Consider the following 14764-nt stretch of genomic DNA (forward strand, 5'->3'; position numbering starts at 1 on the left):
GTCGTATTGATGACTACAGGTAGGCGAGCGTGATGATGTAGCCCTGGGTGTCTTGTTGCCCGGCGTGGCGCGCCCTGAGCGGCACGGTCTGCACGTCGACCTTCACTCGATTGGCGCTTACGCGGTAGCGGTCGGCGGGCTTGCCAGCGGCGCGGGCGCGTTCAGCATCGCATTCCACGCGGACGGTGGCTTTTCGGGATTGAACCTGCGGTGTGCATGACGCAGCCTCGACGATGGCGCCGTGGAAATAGATGGTTCCATCCGCGGCGCGGGCTGCGGGCAGGACGCTGGACGCGCACAGCAGAAGCAGGGAAAGGCGATATTGGAGCTTGGACATGACAGCGACTCCTTGCGACTGGAAACGGAGGGGGGGCTATGTCTGTCTTCACTTCTTTAACGGCATCCGGCAGCGAAAGTTAATCGCAATCCGCCTTCGGGCCGCGTTCGCGCGTGCGAGCGGTGCCTGACTTGCAACTGCAACGCAGGCGCGTCAGTCCGCACGGCGATATGCCGCCGTGGCGGAAAATCCGCGGCTGGACTGCTTTTTTGTAAGGAGAGAGTCGGCTCGCTACGCGAACACCGGAAGGACTATGGGCGGCATCGTGGGCTCCTTTGATCGCGCCCTGGAGGACGCGGTGATGGTCAGGGACCTGGAACGGACTGTCGGCCAATATGAAATGCGTGGTTTCATTGTCGCAGGTCGCGGGGAAAAATCAATACCTGGCGTCCGGCGCATGCGATCACTATCTTCCGGATTCTGGCGACGGGATGTTTCGCACCGTATTCGCTCTACCTTGAATGCTCGCTGCTGACGCGTCCTGCGCCGCTTCAGTAAACTCCGGGGCTGCCGCGCGGCGCTCACCGCCGCTTTCATGCTCGCTGATCTCCATGACTGCTTCCGACACGACATTCGCCGCCGCGCTTCGTACTCCCGTCTCCACCGCCGACGATCTTGATCCGCTGGATCAGTTCTTCCAGCGCCCCGAGGTACGCGCCTTTTTAGCCCAGGCCCGCAAACCTGGGCAGGCGGAAGTCTGCTTGCGGACCTGCGCCGATCTGCTGCCTACGCTGCACCCGGGCCGCGCCGCTGCCGTGGCCTTGATGTGCGGTTCGCTGGTGGAAGACGGCGCCGATCCGGCAATACTCTTTCCCGTCCTGCAGGACTTGCTGCGGCAGTGGCTGAGCACCCTGAGTCCGTATTGCGCGCAGGAGGTCGAGGACGACGACGATGAGGTGGAGGAGGCCGACCGCCGGGCTTGGCAGGATGCCAGGTCGCGGATGGCCGACGTACCCGAGGGCAGGCGCTGGGAAGTGGAAGCCTTGCATCAGGCGGCAGACCTGCTGGTGCTGCCGATGATGACCATGGTCTTGCGCGACCGCCGCAATCACGCCGCCCTGGTGTCCGACGCGGAGCTGATGGCGCTGCTGCATCCCATGGCCACCAGCAACGACAGCCTGCCCTTCGAGCATCTGCACTATCTTTGGCTGGCCTCGCAGTTGGGCTACGAGGAGGAGTTGGTAGTGGTGCTGCCGACTTCCATGACGGGCTTCATTGCGCGGGCGCATGCCGTAAACAACAACTTCCACGCCTTCACGCTGTTGCAGATCATCATCGGCGAACACGCGCAGGCCTTGGGCGTGAAGCGCGAGATCGCAGCGCGCGAACCGGACCAGGACAGCGATACCGCGGACTTCCAGTGGTTGCAGGCTGATGCCTACGCCGGCGGCGAGCTGGTCAACGCCATGCGTTACGCCTGGGGCGAGGCGGCGTTGCGGCACAACCTGTCCCGCCACGGCAAGCGAGTGCTCATCGCGTTGGAAACGGCCGAGGGCATGAAGCGCAATTGGTCGGGGTTCAACGGCGCCATGCATGAAGCGCAGCAACCGTCCATGACATTCACGCGCTATCTCACGCGTGACGAGGTGGCTTCGTATCTGGCTTGATCCGGCGCGGACGGGGCCGCATGGCGGGCGGTATATTCGAAAGCTCCCCTCTCAACAGGAGCGCCACATGCAGACCAATGAAATCCATCGGGGCCGGCTGATCGACCACATCCAGCTGGTGGTGCGGGACCTGGCAGCCAGCCAGCGGTTCTATCAGGCAGTCTTCGATGCGCTGAAAGTGCCGATGGGCGGCACGGGCGACGGCTATTTCTGGGCGGACGAGCTATTCGTTTCCACGCCCGACAACAAGGCTGCGGCGGGGCAGTTGACCGGACGCCATCATCTTGCGTTCCAGGCGCAGGACCAGGCCATGGTCGCTGCCTTCTACAAGGCGGCGCTGGCCCATGGCGGCACGGACAATGGCGCGCCGGGCTTTCGGGACTACCATCCAGGGTATTACGGCGCTTTCGTGCTGGATCCGGACGGCAACAACATCGAGGCCGTGTTCCATGGCGAGGCGCAGCGCAGCGCGCCTTCGGTGAAAGTGACGTTCTGAGCGGCGCGCGTTTGGCTCAGACGCGTGCCGCCCCGTAATCACACGCCCAGGTAGGCGCGGCGCAGCCCCTCATCGGCCAGGAGTTCAGCGCCCGGCCCGGACATGACGATTTCACCGTGCTCCAGCACATAGCCGCGCGCGGCCATGCTGAGCGAGCGGTGCACGTCCTGCTCCACCAGCAGGATGGTGATGCCGCGCGCGTTGATGAGCGGCAGCTTGTCGAAGATGTCCTTGACCATGATGGGCGCCAGGCCGATGGACGGTTCGTCCAGCAGCAGGAGCTTGGGCGAGGTCATCAGCGCGCGGCCGATGGCCAGCATCTGCTGCTCGCCGCCGCTGAACGAGCGAGCCAGCTGGCGGCGCCGTTCCCGCAGACGCGGGAACAGCTGATAGACCCAGTCCAGGTTGTCGCGGCTGCGGCGCTTGTCGCGCAGTACGTCGGCGCCGACCAGCAGGTTGTCCTCGACGTCCATGTGGCCGAACAGGCGGCGGCCTTCCATGACCTGGGCCATGCCCAGGCGCGCCACCAGGTGCGCGGGCAGGCCGCTGATGCGCTCGCCCAGGAAGCGGACCTCGCCGGCCAGCGCGGGCAGGGAGCCCATGACGGTGCGGATCAGCGTGCTTTTGCCGGCGCCGTTGGCGCCGACCAGACTGACGATCTCGCCTTCGCCCACGTGCATGTCCACGCCGCGCAGCACCTGCACGTCGCCGTAGCCGGCGTCCAGTTGACGGATCTCCAGCATCACGCGGCCTCCCCGAGATAGGCGCGCACCACCTGCGGATCGCGGGCGACCTGCTGCGGCAGGCCATCGGCGATCTTGCGCCCCTGCTGGATGACGACGATGCGGTCGGATAGTTGCATGATGGCCTTCATGTTGTGTTCGATCACCAGGACGCTGATGCCGTCGCAGCGCAGGGAAAGGATCAGCGCCACCATTTCCTCGGTCTCCACCGGCGTCAGGCCCGCCATCACTTCGTCCAGCAGCAGCAGGCGGGGTTGGGTCGCCAAGGCCTTGGCGACTTCCAGGCGCTTGCGGCCCGACAGCGTGAGAGTGCGCGCGATCTGATGCTCGCGTCCGGCCAGGCCGACGCGCGCCAGCACGGCCTGGGCGACTTCCTCGGCCTGGGCTGGAGCGCGGTGGCGCAGGAAGGCGCCGATCATGGCGTTCTCCAGTACCGTCATGTCGCCGAATGGCTTCACGATCTGGAACGTACGTGCGAGTCCAGCGGCGCAGATGCGCGCCGGATCCTGGCCGTTGATGCGGCTGCCATTGAAGCGGATGTCGCCGCTGCTGGGCGGCACGAAGCCGGATGCCATGGCGAACAGCGTGGTCTTGCCGGCGCCGTTGGGGCCGATCAGGCCGACGATCTCGTCGGCGCCGACGGCGAAGCTGACCTCGTCGGAGGCTCGCACGCCGCCGAAATTGCGGCTGACATTATGGAACTCGAGCAGGTTCATTGTGTGCCCCCCATCGCGGGACCGGCGGTCTTGGCTGGCGTGCCGGCCACGCGCGCAGGCGCCTTGGCGCGTCGGGACAGTATCGCCATCAGTCCTCGCGGCTCCCAGCGGATGATGATCATCAGCAAAAGGCCATACAGCATCATGTCGGCCCCCACCATGCCCCCGGTCAGGGAGCGCGCCAGCTCTTCGCCAGGCAGCAGCAGCAGCGCGCCCAGCACCGGGCCCCAAAGCGTGCCGCGGCCGCCGATGATGCAGACCACGGCGATGACGACGCTGAGATTGGCGCCGAATACCTTATCGGGGCTGATGTAGAGGACGAACTGCGCATAGAAGGTGCCGCCCAGCGCGGTCATGGCCGCGCTCAGCATGGCTGCGGTCAGCTTGTAGCGCCGCACCGGCACGCCCAGCGCCATCGCCGCGTCCTGGTCGTTGCGCACGGCCGTCAGGCAGTAGCCGAAGCGGCTGCGCAATACATGGCGGTTGATCAGCAACGCGGCGATGGTGAAGGCCAGCGCCACGATGTAGTAGTAGGCCTTGCCGGTATGCTGGAAGTACAGCGGAGCGTCGCGCAGCAGCGTGACCTCCATGCCGCGCGGCCCGCCCAGCAGGGTGTCGGCGTTTTCCACCAGCGTCTTGAGCACCATGCAGGAGGCGATCGTGGCCAGCGCGAAGTACGCGCCGCGCAATTGCAGGCAGGACAGCCCCACGATCAACGCCGCGCCCATGGCCACGACGGCGCCGGCCCACATGCCCAGCCAGGGACTGATGCCCAGGTTCACGAACAGCCAGGTCGAGGTATAGGCGCCCAGCCCGAAGTAGGCGGCATGGCCCAGCGAGAGCTGGCCGGCGATGCCGCCCAGGATGTTCCATGACAGCGCCAGATAGGCGTACAGCAGCGTCATGGCGCCCACCGACAGCAGGTACTGGTTGCCGCTGGCCAGCGGCAGCAGCGCCAACAGGCCCAGCGCGGCGATGCCGGCGGCCGAAGTCTTTGTGGTCTTGGCCATCATTCGTTCTCCACGCCGAACAGCCCGCTGGGCCGGAAATACATGGTGGCGAGAAACAGCAGGAAGATGAGCGCCTCGGCATAGGTGATGGGGATCAGCTGGCTGCCGACCGATTCCAGCACGCCAACCAGGATGCCGCCCCAGAACGCGCCTGCCACCGAGCCGATGCCGCCCAGCACGACGATGACGAAGGCGCGCAGGCCGAAGATGTCGCCGACGAAGGGGTTGACGGGATAGAGCGGCAGCAGCAGCGCGCCGGCCGCGCCCAGCACCAGCAGGCCGATGGCGAACGACAGCCGGTAGACGCGGGCGCTGTCTATGCCCAGCACGCTGGCGGCTTCGCGGTCCTGTCCGGTGGCGCGGATGGCGCGGCCTGTGCGCGTGTGGCGCAGGAACAGCACCAGGGCCGCCGTGATCAGGCAGGCGAAGAACAGGCCGGCGATCTGCGGATAGGTGAAGATCAGGTCGCCGGGTATCCAGACTTCGTTGGCCCAAGGCGCGTCGATGGTCCGGCTGTCGGGGCCGGCCAGCGCCAGGAAGGCGTTGTCCAGGAAGATCCACAGGCCGGTGGTGAAGATCAGAACGCCGATCGGCTCGCGCGAACTTTCCTTGCGGTAGATGCCGTCGATCAGCCAGCGCTGGCAGGCATAGCCGACGACGAACAGCGCGGCCGCCGTGAGTGGCATGGCGGCCAGCGGATGCAGGCCGAAGTGGCTGGTGAGCGCGAAGCAGACGTACATGGACATCATCAGGAAGGCGCCATGGGCGAAATTGATGATCTTCATGACGCCGAACTGCAGGCTCAGGCCCAGCGCGATCAGGCCGTAGACGGCGCCGCTGGCGATACCGCCCAGCAAGGCCTGGAGTAGGGTAGTGGTCAAGTGGAGGCTCCTAGCGGTAACGGGGCGCCGGCGCCACGCGCAGGGCGTGGCGCGGCGACGCCAGGTCGGTCAGGGCTGAGCGGCAGGCCAGACCATCTTGTAGGATTTGGAGGCCAGGTTCTCCGGCCACACGGTGCGGTACTGGCCGTCGGGCGTGATCTGCTGCATGACGTAGCGCTTTTCGGGGTTCTGGCCCTTGGCGTCGATCACGATGTCATAGCCCACCAGCTTGTTCAGGTCGGTGCCTTGCAGCTTGGTCTGGGCCAGGGCGTCGCGGATGGCTTCGGGATCCGCCTTCCCGGCGCGCTCCAGCGCGTCCTTGATGACCCAGACCGCGGCGTAGGCGCTGACCGACAGTTCGTTGGGATCGACCTTGTAGGCGGCGACGAAGTCGTCCCAGAACTTCTTGGCGAACGGCGTGGTGATGGACGACTCGTAGCCGGCCCAGCCATTGGTGGTGTAGACATTGCCCGCGATGTCCTTGCCGACCAGCGGGATGAAGGTACTGTCGATCTGGCCGGCCGCGCTGCCGACGTAGGTCGAGCCCACCCGCATCTGCGCCAGCAGTTTGTGCAGCTGCACGGCGTCGGCGCCATAGGAGGTCACGGTGACGACGTCGGGCTTCTTGCCCTTGATCTTCAGCACCAGCGGACGCAGGTCAGGCGAGTTGGGCGGGTATCCCTCGTCCAGCACCAGATCGATGCCGGCTGCCTTGAACTTGGCGCGCAACGTGTTGGCCATGTCCTGGCCCCAATCGGTGTTCTCGTAGACCATGGCGACCGTCTTGGCCGGCTTGCCGGTGGTCTTGCCCGCGTAGTCGATGAAGTCCGCCATGCTTTCGGCGTTGCCCGAGGCCGGGATCTGCGTGGGACGGAACACGTACTTGAAGCCGCGTTCGGTGATGTCGGCCTTGGCGGCCAGGTCCACCACCCATGGCACGCGGTTCTTTTCCGCGACGGCGGTGGCGGGGAAGGTCACGCCGCTCTGGAAAGCGCCCAGCAGCACCGGGGTCTTCTCGCGGGTGATCAGGCGTTCGACCTCGGTCATGGCGACCTTGGCATCGCCCCGGGTGTCGACCTCGACGAGCTGCAGTTGCGCGCCGCCCAGCGACTTGATGCCGCCGGCGTCGTTGATGTGCTTGACGGCCAGATGCGTGGCGCGCGACATGTCTTTGCCAATGGAAGCGGTGGCGCTGCCCGACAGAGGAATCAGATAGCCGATCTTGACGGGCTCGGCAGCCAGGGCGGCGCCCTGGACCAGCAACGTGGCGCCGGCCGCGGCGAACAGACGCCGCAGGGCGGCGGGGCGATAGGGGTTGCTCGTGTTCATGAGGATTTGTCTCCAGGTTTTTTTGTGATTCGAGAGTGCGGCGCGGGCTTCAGCCTGGCGGCCCTGCGCCGAGTGCCGCGTGCGTCGCGCATACCAGGCGATGGGCGCGTTCATCGAGCAGCACCGTGCGTCCCATGCGGTTCATGGTGTAGGCAAAGGAAAGCCGGCGCTGCGGCCAGGCGAAAGCCAGCGACCCGCCAGCGCCCGTGTGGCCGTAGGCCTCGTCGCCGAAGCAGGCGCTGTCCAGGCCTTGCGCGCGGTTATCCATCTGGCGCATGAAGCCGCTGGCGTAGCGCGTGGGTACGCGCAGGCAGGCGTCGTCGTCCGTGCGCGCCGACAGGGCCGTGGCCGCGGCCAGCGTGTCCTCGCGCAGCAGGCGCACGCTGTCGCGCTGGCCGCCCAGCGCCAGTGTGCCGTACAGACGCGCCAGGCTGCGCGCATTGCCGATGCCGCCAGCCGCGCACAGCCCGGCTGCGTGGCCGGCGCGGCTGTTGAAGCCGGAAGGGCGCCAGCCGCCGGTGTTCTTGGCGTACAGCGCGGTAGGGCTTTCGGGCTCGTCCTTCAGGGACTGCTCGAAGGGACTGAACGGCGCTTGCGGCGCAGGCGGAGGCACGATGGGTGCGACCCGGGCTTCCTCCGTTTCCGGCAAGCCGATCCAGAAGTCCAGGTCCAGCGGCTGCGCGATATGGCGGCGGAAGAATTCGCCGGGCATGCAGCCGCTCAGCCTGCGCACCAGCTCACCGACCAGCCAGCCGTAGGTCAGGCCGTGGTAGGCCACGCGTTCGCCCGGAGCCCAGAAAGGCGCGGCCCCGGCCAGCCGGCGGGTCATGCCCTCCCAGTCGAAAGCGGCGTCAGCGGGTAGCGGCTCGCGCAGCGCGGGCAGGCCAGCGGTATGGTTGAGCAGCATGCGCGGGGTGGTGGTGGCCTTGCCTGCTGCGGCGTATTCGGGCCAGTAGCGGGCGACAGGGGCGTCCAAATCCAGCTCTCCCGCCTCGGCCAGCATGTGGGCGCAGAGCGCCGTGGCCGGCTTGGTATTGGAGAACACGATACAGACCGTGTCGCGCTGCCAGGGCTGGCTGCGGTCCGTGTCGGCCCATCCTGCCCACAGGTCGACCACCGGATAGCCGTCGACTTCGATGGCGACGGACGCGCCGAGCTCGCCACCGTCCTGGAAGTTGCGCGCGAATGCTGCGCGTACTGGTTCGAAGGCGGGATCGCAGTAGCCGTGTATGGCCGGCGCCGCGGGTGCAAGCGCCGGAGACGAGGTTGCGGCGGCCATGGTCAGCGCGTCAATGGCGCGCGCGCGCCGTAGCCCAGCAGGTAGCGCGCGTCGTTGGACAGCGCGGCCGCGACGCCTTCGGGCAGCGTGCTGGTGAAGTCGGCGAAGCCGCGCAGCCAGGACACGTTGTAGTTGCAGAGTATGGCGCGGCGCTCGCGGTCGGTATGGTTCGGGCCGGAGCGGTGCCAGGTGTTGGACAGCCAGATGGCGACCGAGCCGGCGGGTGCGGTCAGCGTGACCTCGCCGTCCAGCGGGCCGCTGCCCCACGGTGGCGACTTGCGCAGCTTGTGGCTGCGCGGCATGACCCGCGTGGCGCCGTTGTCGGCGGTGAAATCGTCCAGCATCCAGACGTTCTGCAGCGTCAGCGGAAACTCCGGCAGCGGCTCGGCGATCTGGCCCAGCGGCGCATCCACGTGCCAGGCGCCGCCGCCTGTGCCGGGGCCGATGCTGGTGGCCTGGAAGTCGTGCAGGTTGCAGTCCTGGCCCATCACGCTGCGAACCATGGGCAACACCGCCGGGTGCTCGATCAGCGGGATCATGTCGGGCGCCTTGTTCAGCAGGTTCCAGACGCGTTGCGACTTGTCGTCGTCGAACAGGGTGGGCAAGTGCAGGAAGTTCTTCGACACTTTGTTGATGGGTACCGGCCAGCGCGTGTTTTCGTTGTCGCGGCGATACTGGTGCACGCGCGCCACCATGCGCTGCGCTTCCATGTCGCTCACCGTGTAGTGGCGCTTATAGTAGGCCAGGATGTCGTCATCGTCCTCGTGCCGTTCGTCGTCCAGCGGGAACGGATCGGCGCGTTCCGCGGCCATCAGTCCGGACACGCATTCGCGCGCCTGTTCCAGCTGTGCGGCGTCCAGCACGTTTTCAATGACGGCGTAGCCTTCTTCGGCGAGCTGGTGTTGCAAAGCCTGCAGATCGAGTTGCTTCATGTTCCTCCCCTTTTATGTGGAATGTCACTGCGAATTCGGGCCGGGCACGGCCACGGGCGCGAGAGCGCTGCGTGCGAGCTTGCCTATGCTGGTGCGCGGCAAGGCTGCCGTCGCGCCGATGCGGCGCGGCACTTTGTAGCCGGCCAGGTGCGCGGCGCAATGCGCCTGCAGGGCGGCCATGTCCAGGCGTTGGCCGGGCGCGGGCGTGACCCAGGCGTGGACCACCTGGCCCAGCCGCTCGTCGGCCACGCCGAAGGCGGCTGCTTCGCCGACTTCGGGGCGCGACAGCAGCACCTGTTCCACTTCCAGCGGATAGACCTTGAAGCCGCCCACGTTGATGCAGTCGTGCCGGCGGCCCCGCAGATGGAGATAGCCCTCGTCGTCCAGGATGGCGACGTCGCCGGTGTAGAACCAGCCTTCGCGCAGCGCTTGCGCGGACTCTGGCGCCGCTTGGCGGTAACCTGCCATCACGTGCGGCCCGCGCACGCGGATTTCGCCGGGCTGGCCCGGCGGCATGACGCGGCTGGCGCCATCCAGGTCCACCACCTGCAGTTCGCCGCCTGGCACGGGCAAGCCCACCGAACCGGGTTTGCGTGGACGGTGCATGGGATTGAAGGCCAGGCAGGGACCCGCCTCGCTCATGCCGTAGCCCTCATGGATGGGGCAACCGGCGCGCAACTCGAAACGCGTCAGGGTTTCGCGCGGCAGCGGCGCCGCGCCGGAGAAGCAGGCGCGCAGGCTGCCGAGTTTTTCAGGCTGGAAGGCCGTGCTCAGCAACAGGTCATGGAAGATTGCGGGCGCGCCCGGCAGCAGGGTCACGCCGTGGGCGGCGATGGCCTCGATGGTGCGGGCGGCATCGAAGCGCCGCATCACCACCAGCTCGCCGCGGGCATGCAAGCTCAAGTAGAGCGACATGGAGACGGCCGACACATGGAATAGCGGCATCACGCAGAGCACCACCTCCGAATCGCGCCGCGTCGGCAGCCAGGCTTCGCGCTGCGCGATGTTGTAGGCGATCTGTCGGTGCAGGATGTTGACGCCCTTGGGGCGTCCGGTGGTGCCGCCGGTGTATTGCAGCGTGGCCAGATCTTCATGCCGCGGCAGGTCTTCGGGCAGGGCGCAGGCCTGCGGCAGCATCTCCAGCAGGCCGGCGCCGTTGCCTGTGCGGAGAATGGCGCCGGCATCCAGGCCCGGGCACAAGGTGCTCAGATCCAGCTTCACGCTGTCGTCATGCAGCAGCATGCAAGGCTCGGCGTCTTCCAGCATATAGGCCAGCTCGCGCTCGCGATAGCCTGGGTTCAGCGGCACGGCCTGCGCGCGCAGCGCATGCACTGCAAAGGTGGCAACGGCCAGGTCCAGCGAGTTCTGCATCAACAGGGCCACCCGGTCGCCGGGCCGCACGCGTTCGCCCAGGCGGCGTGCCAAAGCTCCAGCCAAGCCGGCGTATTGCGCATAGTTCAGGCGCACGCCTTCGAAGGACAGCGCGGGAAGATCGGGCGCTTCGAGAGCGGCGTCGCGCAGCAGATGGATCACCGAATCCGGGACCCTGGGCAGGGCGGGGGCGTTCATCATGCCTTGCGCTCGGCAGCCTTGCGGGCGGCCTTGGCGTCGCTGGCCTGCCAGACCGTGGGCCGGCCAGCGCCGCCCAGCAGGGTGATGGGGTCGGTATTGTCGATGTGGCCGTACTGCCCCTTGTAGATGCTGTAGCCGCACAATTCCTGCAGGCGGCGCGGGAAGCTTCTCGCCACCTCGGCCGGAATGCCGAGCTGCAGGTTTTCCTGTTGCCGCATCCATCCGGCGCAGTAGTAGCACGACAACGCGTAACGGCGGGCGTTGCTGTTGTTGGCGCCGCCCTTGTGCCACAGCGCGCTGTCGAACAGCATGACACTGCCCGCCTTCATGGTGGCCTGCACGGTGTCTATGTCCTGCGCGCCGTAGGGCGGAGACGAATCGTAGCGATGACTGCCGGGCACGATGTGGGTGGCGCCGTTCTCGGCCGTGAAATCGCTCAAGGCCCAGATGGCATTGACCGCCAGCGGCGGGCGCGGGCGCGGCAGCGCCAGTTGCTGGGTATCTTCGTGCAGGGGCTGGGCGCCTTGGCCCGGCGCCAGCGTCAGTGAGCACAGCGACGACAGCAGCAGCTCGCGGTCCAGCAGGCGTTCGGCCAGGCTCAGCACGTCGGGCTGCAGCGGCACGTCCCAGAAGCGTGGATCGTAGACCAGCAGGTTGTTGATGCGCACCGTCTTGCGGCCTTCGAACGAGGTCTGGGCGTAACCGAGGTTGTGCTCGGCCTCGATCCGGATCAGGGCTTCCTGCAACTGGCTGACCTGCTCGGGCGGGATGATTCCCGGCAGCACCACGAATCCGTCGCGTTCAAAGGCTGCGATCCGCTCGTCGAGCGGTTCGGGCGTGGACATCTTTTGTCTCCTGATTGGGCCTGGATCTGAGTCCGGCGATATAGGTCTGTGCGTATAATCGGCCGGTAGTCTTCGCCCTGCCAGCGCGTAGCGTCCACGGCAGTGGCGCAAAGCGTCCATCCCCTAGAAGATGGCGGCCCCAGTCGGCATGATCCGGTACTCAACATGAGCGCGCAGGCCTACCACCACACCACCGATGTCATAGCGCCGCAGGAGCAGTTCGCGTATTGGCGCGATGCAATCTGCGATGCCTACGTGCCGCTCGAACCCGAGCGTGACGCCGCGCGCAGCTTTCGCGGCCAGATCGACGGCCTGCTGCTGCCGGACCTGCACGGCTCGACCATCACCGCCCAATCCCATGTGGTCAGGCTGTCCGCGGCCGGTCTCTCGGCCCGCAAGCAATCCCCATTCTTCGCCAATTTGCTGTGCGCGGGAGAGGCCCTGGTTTCGCAGGACGGAAGCGCCATGCGGGCGCGGGCTGGCGACGTCTACGTGGTGGATTGCGCTTCGCCCTGGGAAGTCGACTTCCGCACCGATTTCCGCATGTTCTGCATAGAAATCCCGGAAGGCCTCTTGCGGCCGCAACTGGGCCGGCGCGGGCGGCTGGCCATGCCGGTGCTGGACGGAAGTTCAGGGGCAGGGCGGGTGCTGGCCAGCTACATGCGCCTGGTCAGCGAACTGCCGGCAAACGAGTTGCAGCAGGTGCAGGCGCTGATGGTCAGGCATTGCAGCGAACTGCTGTCGCGGACGCAGCTCGAAGGGGCGGATGCCGGCGCGCAGATCGCCGAACGGGTGCGCCACGAAGTCCTGGACCGCATTCTGGCGCTGGTGCAGCGGCGTTTGGCCGATCGCGGCCTGACGCCGGCTTCGGCCAGCGAGGAGCTCGGCATCTCCCGCAGCTATCTGTTCAAGATCATGGCCGAGCATGGCCTGAGCTTCAGCGCTTACGTGCGGCAGTGCCGGCTGGAAAGGTGCCGCCTGGCCATCGAGGCCCAGCCTGGCCGCTCCATCGCGGACATCGCCGCCAGCTGGGGATTCGAGGAAGTTTCCACGTTCAATCGGGCGTACCGCGCGCACTATGGCCGCTCGCCAGGCAGCGAGCGCGGCGGTGCGCCCTTGCGGGCTGAATAGCGCGCATCACCATTTGCCCTGGCCCTGCGACTGCTGCATCTGCGGGGCGTTGGCAGGCCTGACCGTGTCGACATACTTCCGGTAGGCGGCGACATACTCGGGGCTATTGATGTCAGGGGTGCTGTCGCTGTCCCAGTTTCTTTCAACGCCGGATTGCTTCCAGGCGGCCAGGTCGCGTTCGACTTGATCGCGGCTGAGTTGGACGTCGGAGGGCGGAGCTGCGGTGGTTGGGGCGGCGGACATTTGCGCGGCCACGGGGCCGGAGAGCAGGGCGCAGGCCGCCAGGACGACGGGAATCATGGCGCGGACGGTTAGGGCAGTTTTCATGAAATGCTCCTGATGACGAGAGTGACCGCAGCATTGGAGACCGGTGTCCATGGGGGCTCGCGGCAATGCAGCCCGGTGCAGGGACAGCTGCGCAACCGGATTGGCGCATTGGTTTTTTTCTTGGGCAGGCCGGCCCGGCCCGCGGCGCGCGCGGACACGCACCTGGCGCTGGGTTCCACCGCCAGGTTTACGACTCGGGCCGGACCGGGCGTCCGGGCCTCATGCCTTTGTGCTCATCGTAGGACGGCGCGGGTGGGCGCCACATACTCAATATTGGGTACGTCATACCGATGGCGCGCGCTCAGAGCAGCGAGGCGAGCCTGACCAGTTCGGACTGGCGATTGCATTCCATCTTGTTGAGCAGGGACGCCACCTGTTTACGCACGGTCAGCACCGAGGCGTGGCGCAGGGTCGCGACTTCCTCCACGCTGTGTCCCATCGCAAGACCGGCCAGCACAGCGGCTTCCGCGTGCGTGATCGAGAACACGGATTCCAGTCTGTCGACGTCCGGTTGGGAAAAGGCGCTTTTTCTGCGCATGCGCACCAGCAGCATGCGGCTGCCGATCAGGCTCAGCGCTTGCGGGGCCGCGCTGATGTCGATCCAGGTCAATTCGCCCCATCCGGCGGCTGCCGCCAGGGACCGCGCCTTGCCGTCGCGCGCGACCGCCTGGCAATACGCGTCGAACAAGGCCTGTATCTTCGCGTCGGGATGGCGCAGCTTGCCGCCGCGCACGTTCCAGCCATGGCCGTCGCTCAGATAGTGCATGGCGAGGGCCGATCTCTTGTCTACCATCGCGTCGTGGCTGACCAGCAGCACGGCTTCGCCGACATCCGAGAGTGCGCTTTCAATGGCTGTCCAACCGATGGCGAGCGCCTTTTCGCGTTGGGCCAACCGGCTTTTCAGCAGGCGGAAGTAATGGGCTACGTCGCCGGACTGAAGCCGTTCGCTGGCCTTGTCGTCCACGGTCGAGCGTTGGAAGGCGATGGCGGCGCGCAGCATGGCGCTGGATTCGATTACCAGGCACAGCACTTGCGCCATCCGGTGCTTGAGCATGAAGTCCGTGTAGAACTCGGAACGCTGCAGCTGCTTGTGGCCGCACATGTTGGCGGTATCCAGCCACGTGCCCACGGGCAGCAGCCGCGAGTCCTGTTCGACGATGTCGCAGCTGTAGTAATGGTTGCGGTAGTCCGTGGCGGCGGCTTCGGGAAAGCTGACGGTGGACAGGTCCAGCAGCTTGTGGCGGGCATCGAAGACGATCAAGGTGCCGCTGTCCGCGCCCACCATGTCGCGGGCGGTCAGCAGGATGTCATGCCAGGGCGGATCGGGATCCGCCAGACGGTCCAGGGCTTCGATCGCGCGCCGGACGGCAATCTGGTGTTCGGCCATTTCGTGCCTCCAACTCTGGTTCAGACGCAAACGCTGTCACGTATCACAGATCGTTGTAGAGGTGGCTCCGGCCAGATCGGGGGAGCGCTGCGCGGCGGTGATTTGCCGGCATGGGAGAGGCTGGCCGGCCTGGATTGCCGCGGCGCTGCCACAAGGAAATTATCCTCGCAAA

Annotated in this window: 15 protein-coding genes; 3 read left to right on the top strand and 12 right to left on the bottom strand. The window is 66.6% G+C overall.

Translation table 11 applies throughout. From position 1 onward, the window contains the following. Window positions 1-13 precede the first annotated feature (13 nt). On the bottom strand, window positions 14-337 hold the full coding sequence (locus tag HV766_RS11770) for a hypothetical protein (protein WP_175181189.1): 324 nt from the start codon (window positions 335-337) through the stop codon (window positions 14-16). Window positions 338-888: 551 nt separating this feature from the next. On the opposite strand from HV766_RS11770, the gene HV766_RS11775 reads away from it, so the two are divergent. After that, a complete protein-coding gene (locus HV766_RS11775; protein WP_175181190.1) occupies window positions 889-1944 on the top strand; it encodes a hypothetical protein in 1056 nt (351 codons plus the stop codon). Between the two features lie 67 nt (window positions 1945-2011). Next, a complete protein-coding gene (locus HV766_RS11780; RefSeq protein WP_054450349.1) occupies window positions 2012-2440 on the top strand; it encodes a VOC family protein in 429 nt (142 codons plus the stop codon). Between the two features lie 38 nt (window positions 2441-2478). Here HV766_RS11780 and HV766_RS11785 read toward each other — a convergent pair whose 3' ends face one another. The 9 genes from HV766_RS11785 to HV766_RS11825 all read right to left on the bottom strand — a co-directional run bounded on the left by HV766_RS11785 (window position 2479) and on the right by HV766_RS11825 (window position 11747). Then, a complete protein-coding gene (locus HV766_RS11785) occupies window positions 2479-3183 on the bottom strand; it encodes an ABC transporter ATP-binding protein (protein ID WP_088138874.1) in 705 nt (234 codons plus the stop codon). Continuing rightward, a complete protein-coding gene (locus HV766_RS11790; RefSeq protein ID WP_175181191.1) occupies window positions 3183-3899 on the bottom strand; it encodes an ABC transporter ATP-binding protein in 717 nt (238 codons plus the stop codon). The genes HV766_RS11785 and HV766_RS11790 overlap by 1 nt, the downstream gene beginning before the upstream one ends. After that, on the bottom strand, window positions 3896-4909 hold the full coding sequence (locus HV766_RS11795) for a branched-chain amino acid ABC transporter permease (protein WP_175181192.1): 1014 nt from the start codon (window positions 4907-4909) through the stop codon (window positions 3896-3898). Before HV766_RS11795 ends, HV766_RS11790 begins: the two co-directional genes overlap by 4 nt. Beyond that, window positions 4909-5790, bottom strand: coding sequence for a branched-chain amino acid ABC transporter permease (locus HV766_RS11800; protein ID WP_175181193.1), 882 nt, complete (start codon window positions 5788-5790; stop codon window positions 4909-4911). The genes HV766_RS11795 and HV766_RS11800 overlap by 1 nt, the downstream gene beginning before the upstream one ends. Before the next feature lie 69 nt (window positions 5791-5859). Next, window positions 5860-7119, bottom strand: a complete 1260-nt coding sequence (locus tag HV766_RS11805; RefSeq protein WP_119449019.1) for an ABC transporter substrate-binding protein — start codon at window positions 7117-7119, stop codon at window positions 5860-5862. A gap of 49 nt (window positions 7120-7168) precedes the next feature. Beyond that, entirely contained in the window at window positions 7169-8398 is a 1230-nt protein-coding gene (locus tag HV766_RS11810; protein ID WP_175181194.1) for a serine hydrolase domain-containing protein, read from the bottom strand. Window positions 8399-8400: 2 nt separating this feature from the next. Next, window positions 8401-9330, bottom strand: coding sequence for a phytanoyl-CoA dioxygenase family protein (locus tag HV766_RS11815; RefSeq protein WP_175181195.1), 930 nt, complete (start codon window positions 9328-9330; stop codon window positions 8401-8403). 24 nt (window positions 9331-9354) lie between these two features. Then, window positions 9355-10902 (bottom strand): class I adenylate-forming enzyme family protein, encoded by a 1548-nt coding sequence (locus tag HV766_RS11820; RefSeq protein ID WP_175159578.1) that lies wholly within the window; start codon window positions 10900-10902, stop codon window positions 9355-9357. Continuing rightward, window positions 10899-11747, bottom strand: a complete 849-nt coding sequence (locus HV766_RS11825; RefSeq protein ID WP_175181196.1) for a phytanoyl-CoA dioxygenase family protein — start codon at window positions 11745-11747, stop codon at window positions 10899-10901. The genes HV766_RS11820 and HV766_RS11825 overlap by 4 nt, the downstream gene beginning before the upstream one ends. Window positions 11748-11912: 165 nt before the next feature. Here HV766_RS11825 and HV766_RS11830 point away from each other — a divergent pair, with 165 nt between their 5' ends. Then, window positions 11913-12878 (top strand): AraC-like ligand-binding domain-containing protein, encoded by a 966-nt coding sequence (locus tag HV766_RS11830; RefSeq protein WP_175181197.1) that lies wholly within the window; start codon window positions 11913-11915, stop codon window positions 12876-12878. Window positions 12879-12884: 6 nt separating this feature from the next. On the opposite strand, the gene HV766_RS11835 is transcribed toward HV766_RS11830, so the two are convergent. Together HV766_RS11835 and HV766_RS11840 are read right to left on the bottom strand one after the other, a co-directional pair. Next, window positions 12885-13205 (bottom strand): DUF4148 domain-containing protein, encoded by a 321-nt coding sequence (locus HV766_RS11835; protein WP_054450364.1) that lies wholly within the window; start codon window positions 13203-13205, stop codon window positions 12885-12887. Between the two features lie 301 nt (window positions 13206-13506). After that, complete coding sequence (locus HV766_RS11840; protein ID WP_119449023.1) at window positions 13507-14592, bottom strand: helix-turn-helix transcriptional regulator; 1086 nt, start codon at window positions 14590-14592, stop codon at window positions 13507-13509. Between the last annotated feature and the right edge of the window lie 172 nt (window positions 14593-14764).

The sequence above is a fragment of the Achromobacter aegrifaciens genome (assembly GCF_902859735.1).
GTDB lineage: Bacteria > Pseudomonadota > Gammaproteobacteria > Burkholderiales > Burkholderiaceae_B > Achromobacter > Achromobacter aegrifaciens.

Coding starts and splice junctions, on each gene's coding strand:
- HV766_RS11770 (WP_175181189.1), bottom strand. CDS start 337: ATGTCCAAGCTCCAATATCGCCTTTCCCTGCTTCTGCTGTGCGCGTCC.
- HV766_RS11775 (WP_175181190.1), top strand. CDS start 889: ATGACTGCTTCCGACACGACATTCGCCGCCGCGCTTCGTACTCCCGTC.
- HV766_RS11780 (WP_054450349.1), top strand. CDS start 2,012: ATGCAGACCAATGAAATCCATCGGGGCCGGCTGATCGACCACATCCAG.
- HV766_RS11785 (WP_088138874.1), bottom strand. CDS start 3,183: ATGCTGGAGATCCGTCAACTGGACGCCGGCTACGGCGACGTGCAGGTG.
- HV766_RS11790 (WP_175181191.1), bottom strand. CDS start 3,899: ATGAACCTGCTCGAGTTCCATAATGTCAGCCGCAATTTCGGCGGCGTG.
- HV766_RS11795 (WP_175181192.1), bottom strand. CDS start 4,909: ATGGCCAAGACCACAAAGACTTCGGCCGCCGGCATCGCCGCGCTGGGC.
- HV766_RS11805 (WP_119449019.1), bottom strand. CDS start 7,119: ATGAACACGAGCAACCCCTATCGCCCCGCCGCCCTGCGGCGTCTGTTC.
- HV766_RS11810 (WP_175181194.1), bottom strand. CDS start 8,398: ATGGCCGCCGCAACCTCGTCTCCGGCGCTTGCACCCGCGGCGCCGGCC.
- HV766_RS11815 (WP_175181195.1), bottom strand. CDS start 9,330: ATGAAGCAACTCGATCTGCAGGCTTTGCAACACCAGCTCGCCGAAGAA.
- HV766_RS11820 (WP_175159578.1), bottom strand. CDS start 10,902: ATGATGAACGCCCCCGCCCTGCCCAGGGTCCCGGATTCGGTGATCCAT.
- HV766_RS11825 (WP_175181196.1), bottom strand. CDS start 11,747: ATGTCCACGCCCGAACCGCTCGACGAGCGGATCGCAGCCTTTGAACGC.
- HV766_RS11830 (WP_175181197.1), top strand. CDS start 11,913: ATGAGCGCGCAGGCCTACCACCACACCACCGATGTCATAGCGCCGCAG.
- HV766_RS11835 (WP_054450364.1), bottom strand. CDS start 13,205: ATGAAAACTGCCCTAACCGTCCGCGCCATGATTCCCGTCGTCCTGGCG.
- HV766_RS11840 (WP_119449023.1), bottom strand. CDS start 14,592: ATGGCCGAACACCAGATTGCCGTCCGGCGCGCGATCGAAGCCCTGGAC.